The following is an 11983-nucleotide window of genomic DNA, read 5'->3' on the forward strand; positions in this document are numbered from 1 at the left end:
AAAACCCCTATTATTAATTTAAATAAAGTTATACCTTTGTACGGTATTAATAATGTATACTTTTAATGTATTAGTCATATGCTATCAAGATTTTTGTTATTCTTTGTATTATTGATCTCTTTTTTTTCATGTAAAACTCCAACAGATGTAGTTTATTTTCAGAATGCTGAAAACTTAGAAAAAATAAAATCTAGTAATTCTTTTACCCCTATTTTTCAGGTAGATGATATTGTAAGCATATTTATTTCTGCAACGGATATGGATGCAGCTAGGCCTTTTAATTTAATGCAAGGAGCCTCAATAGCTACACCAACAGGAGAAGCAGGAGCAAGTGCAGGGTCGGGAGCTATACCAGAACCAACTTATCTAATTGATGAAGATGGGAATATAGATTTTCCTGTCTTAGGAACCTTGAAAATTTCGGGATTAACTCGTATAGAGCTAAAAGAAATGATTAAGGAAAAACTAAAAATTTATATCAAAGATCCTATAGTAAGCGTAAGACTTAAGAATTTTAAATTTACAGTTCTAGGAGAAGTTTCTAGTCCAGGAACATATTCTATACCTAATGAAAGAGTAACACTAATAGAAGCTCTCGGAATGGCTGGCGATATGACGATAAGAGGAAAGAGAAATAATGTCATGATCATAAGAGAGAGTGATGGAGTTAATACATATAATAGAGTAGATCTTACTTCTAAATCTATTTTTGAATCACCAGTGTACTATTTAGCTCAAAATGATGTTCTTTATGTTGAACCGAATAAAGCTAGAGTCAAAGAATCTGTGCAACGAAATAATATACTTGGTGTTGTAATAAGTGTAGTTGGCCTTGCTTTATCTATAGTTACATTTGCCACAAGATAAAAGTAATATGATCTCCAATCCCAATACACCTACTGATACTAATACATTTGAATCGTCTTCCCCTTTGGGTTTTGATTTAAGAGGAATGCTAGTACCCTATCTAAAAAAATGGTACTGGTTTGCCCTTTGTATCGCGATATTCGTAAGCTTAGCGTATATGAAAATACGCTATACAATCCCTCAATATAATGTTTCATCTACAATAATGATTGCCCAAGATGAAAGTGTAACAGGGTCTGAATTAGCTGCGTTTAAAGATTTAGGTTTACTGCAAAATGCTCAAGAAAGTAAATTAGAGAATGAGATTCAAGTATTAAAATCTAGAACATTAATCACAAATATCGTAAACGATTTAAAGCTTAATGTTCGTTATTTTTCTGAAGGAAGGATTTTAGAAGTTGAAAATTATCCGAAATCATTAATTGAGATTAATTTTCTATCTCATGATTCTATAGTACATACAAAGTCTGCTACTTTTAATGTTAGGATTAATTCAAGTACATCGTTTACTTTTTTAGATAAAGAAGGAACAAAATTAAGCGATCATTCTTTTGGTAATACTGTAACCACTAATATAGGAGATGTTGTAATAACCCCTTCGGTAGATAACTTGGATACCCATTCAGGAAAAGTTATTAAAATTGTAGTTACACCGGTTAAATTTGTTGTCGAAGCGTACAGAAATAAATTAGCGGTATTTCCTGCAAGAGGTTCATCTATAGTTGGAATATCTTTAAATGACCCTGTTCGTGAGAAGGCAAAAGATATTATTAACAATTTAGTAGATGAATATAATATAGCTACTGTAGAAAGTAAAAAACAAATTTCTGCAAGAACAGCAAATTTCATTAATGAGCGTCTAGACCTTATATCTGGGGATTTATCAGAAGTTGATGATGAAGCGGCAGGTTATAAATCAAAATTTGGTTTAACAAGTGACGTAGATGCCCAAACGCAACGTGTTGCCGATATAGATTCAAGAAATGTACAAGAAATTGCGCAATTAAGCACGCAGATTAATTTAATCGAATCAATGCGAAGGTTTGTCCTAAGTCAAGATGGGCGATATGATTTAATTCCTGCGAATCTAGGTTTTGCAGATGCTTCAATTACAAATACAGTAACACGATATAATGGACTTACACTTCAAAGAAAGCGTTTGTTAAAAACCTCTAGTGAACAGAACCCTGTGGTTGTAAACATCGATCAACAAATTGATGGATTAAGACAAGTGCTTATAGGTAGTTTAAATAGTTTAAAAAGCTCTATAGATATTAGATTAAAAAGTCTTAGAACTCAGGATCAATATTTTAGTGGTAAATTGTATAATGCACCTATAAGAGAAAAAGATTTAAGAGTAATAGAACGAGAACAAACAATCAAAGAACAACTGTATTTGTACCTCTTACAAAAAAGAGAAGAAGCCGAGCTTACAAGTCATATTACAGTTTCTAGTGCTAGAGTTATCGATAGAGCTTCTACATTAAATTCATATCCAGTATCGCCAAATAAAAAAATTATTTATGCAGGAGCCTTGTTTCTTGGCTTTATACTTCCATTTATGACTATTTATTTGTCGGATCTATTAAATGTAAAAATTAGTTCTAGAGAAGATCTAGAAAAGGTGCTTTCGATGCCTATCATTGGTTCTATACCTAAAGTGAAAGCCAAAAATAAAATTATAATCTCGAAGAATGAGAGATCTGGAGCAGCAGAAGCTTTTAGAATTTTAAGAACGAATCTTGATTTTCTTATGGCAGGAACAACTAAATCTTCGGGAAGAGTTATTTTTGTGACCTCTACAATTTCTGGGGAAGGAAAAACGATGATTTCTTCAAATCTTACTAAAACATTATCTATTACAGGAAAAAAAGTAATCTATTTAGGTACAGATTTGCGAGATCCCAAGTTTCATAAATTTGTAGACCTTCCTGAAGGTGTAAATACTAAAGGATTAACGAACTATATCATGGATACAGAGTTAAGTCCTGTAGATATTATATATAAAGATAAAGAAGAAAATTCATTCGATTTTATCCCATCGGGTGCTATTCCACCAAACCCTGCAGAATTATTGATGCACGATAGGGTAGGAGAAATATTTGAATATCTTAAAGAAAACTATGATTATGTAGTTGTAGATACCTCACCAGTTAGTTTGGTAGCTGATACATTATTAATAGGTCATTTTGCTGATCTGTGTATATATATAGTAAGAGAAAATTATTCGGATAAAAAACTATTACAAATACCACAAAATTTTTATAAAGATAAGCGCCTTCCAAATATTGCTGTGTTACTTAATTCTGCTGGTAGTCAGGCTGGTTATAATTATGGATATGGTTATGGAAAAAAATCCTAAGCAAAGACTTTGTTTTTAGGTAATAGTTTAGATAATTTTTCTGCTACTTTTGGAATAAAACCTACTTCTAGTATTCCTAATTGATGATAATTATGAATATCTGATCCTGTAAAATCAATATAGTTTTGTTCCATTAGTTTTTTAGCAATATCCTTTACTTTATCTCCATAGTAACCAGATAGCGATAATAGATTAAGTTGAAACAAAAAACCTTGCTTTTTCAGTTCACTATATTTTTTTAGATCATTTTGATGATAAAAAGCATATCGCTCGGGATGAGCTAATATAGGAGTGTACCCTGCCAATTTGATTTCAAAAAGAATTTCGGTAAGGTTAATCGGAGGTGAAAATGTAGACATTTCAACCAAAATGTAATCGTTGTATAAAGGTAAGATATCATTGGTTTTAATGCGTTGAAAGAATAAATCATCCATCATATACTCGGCACTTGCTTCAATATGAATTGAAACTTTTAAGGGTTTAAGAATAGTTTGTAAATCTTCTAAACCGTCAGAAATTGTTTGAGTAGAATTTGGCCATACATCTTGCATTACATGTGGAGTAGTAATTGCTTTTTTGATTCCTAATTTTCCGAATTGTTCTAAAATATATGCTGATTGGTATATAGTTTTCACCCCATCATCTATTCCTGGAATAAGATGCGAATGAATATCTACATAGCCGTCAGGAATAATTTCGATAAGTGGGATTTCTTTTTTTGATAAAAATGGCAATATAAGTGTTGTTTGGGGTGAATTATTTATAAAATTATAGTATTACTTGTAATAATTATGTAAAAATAGAGATTTATGTACATAAAAAAAACTGTTTAAGGATGTGGATTTCCTTAAACAGTTTCTATTTTATTGTTTTATGGGTTATTGTCGAGTGATATCTCCAGATCCTGATACTTTTTTATCTTCTATTTCAGGATTTCCTTTATACATAATATCTCCTGATCCTGTGATTCGAGCTCTAATCGATGCAGTTGCCGTTACTTGCACATCTCCAGAACCAGTTACAGAAGCAACTACTTCTTTAGATTTTAAGTTATACGCTTCAAGATCTCCTGATCCTGTAACCTTGCAATCAAAACTCGTAGATGAACCGCTTAATACTAAATCACCACTTCCGGTAACGAAACCTTCTGTATTTTCAGCATCAATTACCAGGTTAACATCTCCAGATCCAGAAATACCAGTTTTAAAGTCTGTGGCCTTTATAACATCCTTACTGTAAATATCGCCAGATCCAGATAGGGTAACATTACTCAAGTCCTTAAAAGGTACAGTTACTTCAAGTTTTGTTCCTCTAGATGGCTTAAGCCAATATCCCTTTTTTACATAAATCTTTAATGAATTCCCTTCAACTTCTGTTATAATATAAGGGATTAGGTTACTTTCACCTTGAATAGATATATTTCCTTCGGTGCCAGAAACTAAAGACACATCTAAACTACCTTTTAGTTTAATAGCATCATATTCAGAGATGTTTCTGTTTTTAGTAACCACGTTACCGTCACCTTGTACTTTTTTGTTGTTGCCCCATTGCGCATGTAAAGTTGTAATACTACACAATGCTATGCTTAAAATTATTGCTGCTCTTCTCATTTTGATTGAATTGTTAATGTTACTTTTAATTATTTTTTTCTAAGTTTAATTCCGCCGTAGCTCGATGTTATAGTTACGATATTGCCACTATTTTGTGTTCCTGTATATCCTTGATAGTCTTTTTTAGAGTCTTTTACATATTTTTTTTGCACAGTTAAACCTTCGTCAACTTTAATACCGCCATATGAAGCTTTAATAATAAAATCAAAATTACATCCATCTTCATAACCTACATCTACACTAGTGTAGTCTGTTTTTACGGTTACATTCTTTATGGATTGTTTTAAGGAGTTAATATTGATGGAACCATAGTCAGAACTAATATTAAGTTCTCTAGATACATTTCCTATTTTGGTGCTAACATAATCAGAAATCCCAACAATTTTGGATGTGTTTTCTACTCTTAAGCCACCATAATCACAATTATAATTTAGATCTTTTACAGCTTTAAATTTTGATTGTGTGTAGTCGGCATTAAGAATTATTTTATCACTTTTCTCAATCTCAAAATCAGAATAGTCAGCATTTATTTTTCCTGATTTCATGTACTTTATAGAACTGTTATTGGTGTAATCTATATTGATATAATTATCATCACCTAACAATTCACCCAATATAATTTGACCATAGTCACAATTTATTTTTGCATTTCCTTTGATTTTATTTAGTGTAATATTGCCATAGTCATTATTAAGATCGACAGCATTACTAACAGGCATTTTGATAGTGTAGTTGATTTTCATATTCAAATTATTGTTCCAACCACTAGACCATTTATCCCACCAGGATGAGTTGTCTTTATTAAAAGTTGTTTTGGCACTTACCATTTGCGCAGAAGAATCGAATTGAACATCAATAGATTCAAGTTTTTTGATAACTTTTTCTTCATTATTACCACTTACTTTAATAACGATTTCCATTACAATACGATTTTCATCCCATGATGTAATATCAAGGTTTCCATAATCATTACTTATTTTTAATAGTGCATCACTATTAACTGAAAATTCTTTTTTCAAAGTTTTTTCTTTATTGTACTTTCCTTTTAATCTTCCATCATTAGCTAGTACCAGAGTTGGAACGAGCATTAACAATATGATTTTATAGTATAAAGTTTTCATTTCTTGATGATTTAAATTCGTTAATGTTGTTAATTTTTTGAAGTACTTGTTCTAATAAATTAGCACGTTTCTGAAAATTTTTAATCATAGCACTGATTACGCGTTTATCATTTCCGCTATGTACTAAATCTTCTTTTAATGCTTCATAATCAGATTCAAGTTTTTCTAGTTGCTGCATAGCATCTACCACTAGTTTTTTAGTCTCTTTAGAAGAAATTTTATCGATTTCTTCTAATTGAACTTGAATTGCGGCAGTAAAAAAACTTTGAGTTTCTTCCATTTGTGGAGAAACACTAGCTAAATCAGCTTTTTCTTCAGGAGAAAATTTTAAAGACATTGTCATTATTCCTATCAATAGTGCTACAGATGCGGCTATTGATAAGGGTTTGTACCAATTTCGTTTTTTTGGATGTAACTGTACAACCTTATTTTGTTGTTTCAGTTTTTCTAAAAATCGATCTCTGTGATCAACCGAAGGTTCGTGTATATCTAATTGATCCTTCATAACTTCAAATAACTTTTCTACTTTATCCTTTTTCATACAAATTGCAATTTTTGTCGTAAACTTTCCTTTGCGCGCGACACTAGCGTACGACAATTAGAATATGATATATTCATAATCTGGCAGATTTCTTCATAATCATAACCCTCTATAAGATACAATGACAGTGCTGTGCTATAACTATCTTTAAGCTCATTTAATGTGCTTACTATTGTATTTGCTTTTATAGAGGTTAATTCTTCCTCTATTACACCTACACTATTATCCTCGGTAAGTGTATATTCGATTGTTTCTAACGTTACCTCTCTATTCGTACTTTTTTTACGAGATACCGTAAGGCTAGAGTTCACAACAATTTTCTTTAACCATGCACCAAACATTTTGTCATCTTCAAGCATAGAGAGCTTAGTAAATGCTGTCAGGAATGCCTCTTGCATAACATCTTCTGCTTCTGCAGTGTCCTTAATAATTCTAAAAGCTGTATTATACATAGCTTTATAGTATCTATTATATGTTTCGAGCTGGGCATTCTGATCCTGCTTGCGACATTTAGCAATTAGCTCTTCGGTATTTAGTTTGGTTAGTGACAAAAAAAATAATTTACTTTTCATAAAGATATGTATAGATCACTTTTGTTACAGTTTTTTAATTTTTTTTTTGAAGTTTATGGCATAACAATTGAAATAGACATAGAAAATAAGCCTTAAAAACCGTATTTTTTTCTAGGTTTTATAAGGTTTTGTGGTACTTTAGATTAATTTTAAAAAAAGATGTCATTTTGTAGTAATGACAAAATGACTTTGATATATACTTATGACCAAAACTAAGTTTACGACATTAGACAATTTGTCATTTCAAGGAATAGATGAGGATGCAGAATTAATTCCTTTATTAACGCCAGAAGATGAAGAAGAAATTGATAAAGAACAATTACCAGAAATATTACCAATATTACCTTTGCGTAATACTGTATTATTTCCTGGTGTTGTAATTCCTATTACTGCAGGTAGAGATAAATCTATAAAGCTTCTGAATGATGCAAATAATGGAAATAAGACTATTGGTGTTGTTTCTCAGAAAGAAGAAGGAGTAGAGAACCCTGTGCTTAATGATATTAATAGGGTTGGTGTTGTGGCCAGAATCTTAAGAGTACTTAAGATGCCTGATGGTAATACAACAGTGATACTACAAGGAAAAAAGAGGTTTAAGATAGATGATGTTGTAGAAGAAAATCCTTATATAAAAGCTAAGGTTATAGATGTACCCGAAGCTAGACCTGCAAAAGAGAATAAAGAGTTTAGTGCAATTATCGATTCAATAAAAGATCTTGCCCTAGAAATTATAAAAGAAAGTCCTACTATACCTTCTGAAGCTTCATTTGCTATTAAAAATATAGAGAGTAATTCTTTTCTAATCAATTTTGTTTCATCAAATTTAAATCTACCCGTTGAAGAAAAACAAAAACTTTTAGAAATAAACGATCTTAAAGAAAGAGCATTGGCCACTTTGCGCCATATGAATGAAGAGTTCCAGAAATTAGAACTTAAAAATGATATTCAAAATAAGGTTCAGCATGATATGAGCCAACAGCAACGCGAATACTTTTTACATCAACAAATGAAAACTATCCAAGAAGAACTTGGAGGTGTTTCTCATGAAGATGAGTTGGAAGAGATGCGTATGCGAAGTAAGGATAAAAAATGGGACGAGAAAGTTAAAAAACATTTTGATAAAGAGCTTTCTAAAATGCAACGAATGAATCCCCAAGTTGCAGAATACTCTATACAACGTAACTATTTAGATCTATTTCTTGACTTACCTTGGAATGAATTTAGTACAGATAAGTTTGATTTAAAACAAGCTATGAAGGTCTTAGATAGAGATCACTATGGCTTAGACGAAGTTAAAAAACGTATTATCGAATATTTGGCAGTCTTGAAACTTCGTAATGATATGAAGTCACCAATATTGTGTTTGTATGGACCTCCGGGAGTTGGTAAAACCTCACTAGGGAAATCAATTGCAGAGGCTTTAGGTAGAGAATATGTTAGAATCTCTTTAGGGGGGTTACGTGATGAGTCGGAAATAAGAGGACATAGAAAGACGTACATAGGGGCGATGCCTGGTAGAATCATACAAAGCCTTAAAAAAGCAGGGACAAGTAATCCAGTATTCGTTCTTGATGAGATAGATAAACTATCTATCGGAAATCAAGGTGATCCTTCTTCAGCTTTATTAGAAGTTTTAGATCCTGAACAAAACTCTGAATTTCATGATAATTTTCTGGAAATGGGATTTGATCTTTCAAAAGTTATGTTTATTGCTACTTCTAATAGTTTAGCAAGTATACAGCCTGCACTTAGAGATCGTATGGAAATTATTAATGTTACAGGGTATACTATCGAGGAAAAGGTTGAAATTGCAAAACAACATTTATTACCTAAACAACTCGAAGAGCATGGTTTAAATAAATCACATATTAAGATAGGGAAATCACAACTAGAAAAAATTGTAGAGGGATATACAAGAGAATCTGGAGTTCGTGGTTTAGAGAAACAAATCGCAAAAATGGTTCGTTATGCTGCGAAGAATATAGCGATGGAAGAGGAGTATAATGTAAAGATTAGCAATGACGATATAATCGAAGTTCTAGGTGGCCCAAAATTAGAACGAGATAAATATGAGAATAATGAAGTAGCTGGAGTAGTTACTGGTCTGGCCTGGACAAGTGTAGGTGGAGATATTTTGTTTATAGAGTCAATACTTTCTAAAGGAAAAGGTAACCTTACGATTACTGGTAACTTAGGTAAAGTGATGAAAGAATCTGCTACAATTGCCATGGAATATATTAAGGCAAATGCAGATCAATTAGGTGTTGATTCTGATATTTTTGATAAATATAATGTACATATACATGTACCCGAAGGAGCTACACCAAAAGATGGTCCAAGTGCAGGGATAACAATGCTTACATCTTTAGTGTCTTTATTTACGCAGCGTAAAGTGAAGAAAAGTATAGCAATGACAGGAGAGATAACTCTTAGAGGTAAAGTATTACCAGTAGGAGGGATTAAAGAAAAAATCCTTGCTGCAAAAAGAGCACATATTAAAGAAATTTTATTGTGTGCAGATAATGAACGTGATATAAAAGAAATTAAACAAGAATATTTAAAAGGATTGACGTTTCATTATGTAAAAGATATGAGCGAAGTTCTAAAATTAGCATTAACCACTACTAAAGTTAAGAATGCTAAAAAGTTATAAGAATAAAAAAAGCGATACAATTTGTATCGCTTTTTTTATCTAGTTACTAATATCGCTTCTTTGTAACTAGAACATTAACATATCTATCAAGATTTTTAAGTACAATATCACTACCCTTTACTACAGTTTCTAAAGGATCTTCACCAAGGTGCACTGGCAATTCTGTAGCTTGAGATAGACGTCGATCAAGCCCTCTTAATAATGATCCTCCACCAGTAAGGTAAATACCAGTATTGTAAATATCCGCAGAAATTTCAGGAGGTATTTCAGATAAAGTTTCCAGTAAAGCATTTTCGATGTGTGTAATTGATTTGTCTAAACTTTTTTCTATTTCTGTATAAGATATTTTTATCTGATTAGGTTTCCCTGTTAAAAGATCTCGACCTTCAACCTTCATCTTTTCTGGAGGTGATTCTAAAGAGTTTACAGCAGAACCAACTTGAATTTTAATTTTTTCTGCCATTGATTCTCCAATATGTAAGTTGTGATACTCTCGTATATATTGAATAATATCTTCATTAAATGTGTTTCCTGCTATTTTTACGGACTGTCCACTAATAATTTTTCCTAATGAAATTACAGCAATTTCTGTAGTTCCACCACCAATATCCACAATCATATTTCCTTTAGGTTCAAGAACATTTATACCACCCCCAATTGCCGCAGCAATAGGTTCATGTATCAGAAAAACTTTTTTGGCGTTAAGTCTTTTAGCAGATTCTTGAACAGCCCTCATTTCAACTTCAGTACTACCGCAAGGAATTGAAATAATCATATTGTAGGATGATGTGAATACCGAAACATTAAAAGAAGATAATCTTTTAATAAATGTTTTTAGCATTTTATCTGTCGCATCTAAATTAGAAATTACGCCATCTTTAAATGGGTAAATAGTTTTTATATTTTTATTGATTTTTCCTCGCATCATACCTGCTTCTTTACCAACTGCAAGGATTTTTCCTGTGATTTGATGAATAGTTATGATTGAAGGATTATCAATAGCAATTTTTCCTCTATGCGTGATGAGTGTATTTGAAGTACCCAGATCTATTGCAATTTTTTCATTTAAAAAATCAAAAAAGCCCATAGTGTATTGGATTAGGGTTAATTATGTGTGATTTAGGTAAAAAAAGTAAACAATGGTTTAAAGGTAGAATAACTTCGATAAAGTGTAATTATTGTACACTTTATAGTTTTGTACTAGTATTAAGTTGTATTTTGATATTATTTTTCTGTATAGATTATATTAAATTATCAACGATACCCTATGGTTATAGATAAGGTGAGAAAAGTATAAAACGAGAATTAATTAATTTTGAATTCATAAAACTTTTTTAAAAGAGACAATATTTTGTAAATACTTTGGACTACTTTTGAACCAAGACAATACCTTGTTAATACAAAACATTTTAATTTGGGCGAGAAAAAAATAATTATTGCAATAGATGGACACTCATCTACAGGGAAAAGTACAGTAGCCAAACAGTTGGCTAAAAAATTACATTATATATATGTAGATACTGGTGCTATGTATAGAGCAATTGCTTTATACGCCATGCGAAAAGGATATATAGATGAATCTCATTTTGATCAAGAGAAATTAGAAAAGGATTTACCTGAAATTGTTATAAATTTTGAAATTAACCCGGATACTGGATTGGCAGAAGCTTTACTTAATAATGAGAACATTGAGAAAGAAATTCGAACACTTAAAGTATCTAAGCACGTTAGCAAGATTGCGGCTGTTTCTGCGGTAAGAAGAAAATTAGTAGAACAGCAAAACAATATGGGAATAGACAAGGGAATTGTTATGGACGGAAGAGATATTGGTACAGTTGTTTTTCCTAATGCAGAACTTAAATTATTTATGACAGCAACCGCTAAGGATAGAGCAGAACGAAGATATATCGAACTTAAAGAAAGAGGAGAGAATGTTACGTATGAGGATGTATTAATGAATGTTGTTAATAGAGATCATATAGATAGCACAAGAAAAGACTCCCCACTTAGAAAAGCGAGTGATGCAATAAAAATAGATAACTCCAATCTTACATTACAACAACAATTTGATCAAATATTAAAACTCGCTCAAACGGCTATAGAAAATGCATGATACTTTAGTATATGTTTTGCGAGAATTTTAAAATGAACTTTTAGTTTGAATCATTGTTTATAATATAGAAAAAAACCACCAAATCTAAATTTGGTGGTTTTTCAATTCATCAAACATCAATGATAAGATGTTTAAGTCATTATT

The 11983-nt window shown here is 31.4% G+C and carries 10 protein-coding genes; 4 read left to right on the plus strand and 6 right to left on the minus strand.

All coding sequences use genetic code 11. The annotated features are described in order from the left end of the window. Window positions 1–78 precede the first annotated feature (78 nt). Entirely contained in the window at window positions 79–867 is a 789-nt protein-coding gene (locus tag AWE51_RS02885; protein WP_066309181.1) for a polysaccharide biosynthesis/export family protein, read from the plus strand. Between the two features lie 7 nt (window positions 868–874). Continuing rightward, window positions 875–3229 carry a GumC family protein gene (locus AWE51_RS02890; protein ID WP_082832289.1) on the plus strand — a complete coding sequence of 785 codons (2355 nt, stop codon included), beginning with the start codon at window positions 875–877 and terminating at the stop codon, window positions 3227–3229. Here AWE51_RS02890 and AWE51_RS02895 read toward each other — a convergent pair. The 5 genes from AWE51_RS02895 to AWE51_RS02915 form a co-directional block, all read right to left on the minus strand. Continuing rightward, a complete protein-coding gene (locus tag AWE51_RS02895; protein WP_066309187.1) occupies window positions 3226–3963 on the minus strand; it encodes a tyrosine-protein phosphatase in 738 nt (245 codons plus the stop codon). The genes AWE51_RS02890 and AWE51_RS02895 overlap by 4 nt on opposite strands. A gap of 144 nt (window positions 3964–4107) precedes the next feature. Beyond that, window positions 4108–4839: a head GIN domain-containing protein gene (locus AWE51_RS02900; RefSeq protein WP_066309189.1), complete on the minus strand. Its 732-nt coding sequence runs from the start codon at window positions 4837–4839 to the stop codon at window positions 4108–4110. A 29-nt stretch (window positions 4840–4868) separates the two neighbouring features. Next, complete coding sequence (locus AWE51_RS02905) at window positions 4869–5960, minus strand: DUF4097 family beta strand repeat-containing protein (protein ID WP_066309191.1); 1092 nt, start codon at window positions 5958–5960, stop codon at window positions 4869–4871. Then, complete coding sequence (locus tag AWE51_RS02910; protein WP_066309193.1) at window positions 5941–6501, minus strand: hypothetical protein; 561 nt, start codon at window positions 6499–6501, stop codon at window positions 5941–5943. The genes AWE51_RS02905 and AWE51_RS02910 overlap by 20 nt, the downstream gene beginning before the upstream one ends. Further along, window positions 6498–7073 (minus strand): RNA polymerase sigma factor, encoded by a 576-nt coding sequence (locus AWE51_RS02915; RefSeq protein WP_232517328.1) that lies wholly within the window; start codon window positions 7071–7073, stop codon window positions 6498–6500. The genes AWE51_RS02910 and AWE51_RS02915 overlap by 4 nt, the downstream gene beginning before the upstream one ends. Window positions 7074–7275: 202 nt before the next feature. On the opposite strand from AWE51_RS02915, the gene lon reads away from it, so the two are divergent. Beyond that, window positions 7276–9726: an endopeptidase La gene (gene lon, locus AWE51_RS02920; RefSeq protein ID WP_066309195.1), complete on the plus strand. Its 2451-nt coding sequence runs from the start codon at window positions 7276–7278 to the stop codon at window positions 9724–9726. Between the two features lie 46 nt (window positions 9727–9772). Here lon and mreB read toward each other — a convergent pair whose 3' ends face one another. Further along, a complete protein-coding gene (gene mreB, locus AWE51_RS02925; protein WP_066309196.1) occupies window positions 9773–10813 on the minus strand; it encodes a rod shape-determining protein in 1041 nt (346 codons plus the stop codon). Between the two features lie 327 nt (window positions 10814–11140). Between mreB and cmk the strand changes: the two genes are divergently transcribed. After that, window positions 11141–11839, plus strand: coding sequence for a (d)CMP kinase (gene cmk / locus AWE51_RS02930; protein WP_066309198.1), 699 nt, complete (start codon window positions 11141–11143; stop codon window positions 11837–11839). Window positions 11840–11983: the final 144 nt, after the last annotated feature.

The organism is Aquimarina aggregata, assembly GCF_001632745.1.
In the GTDB taxonomy this organism is placed as follows: Bacteria; Bacteroidota; Bacteroidia; order Flavobacteriales; family Flavobacteriaceae; genus Aquimarina; species Aquimarina aggregata.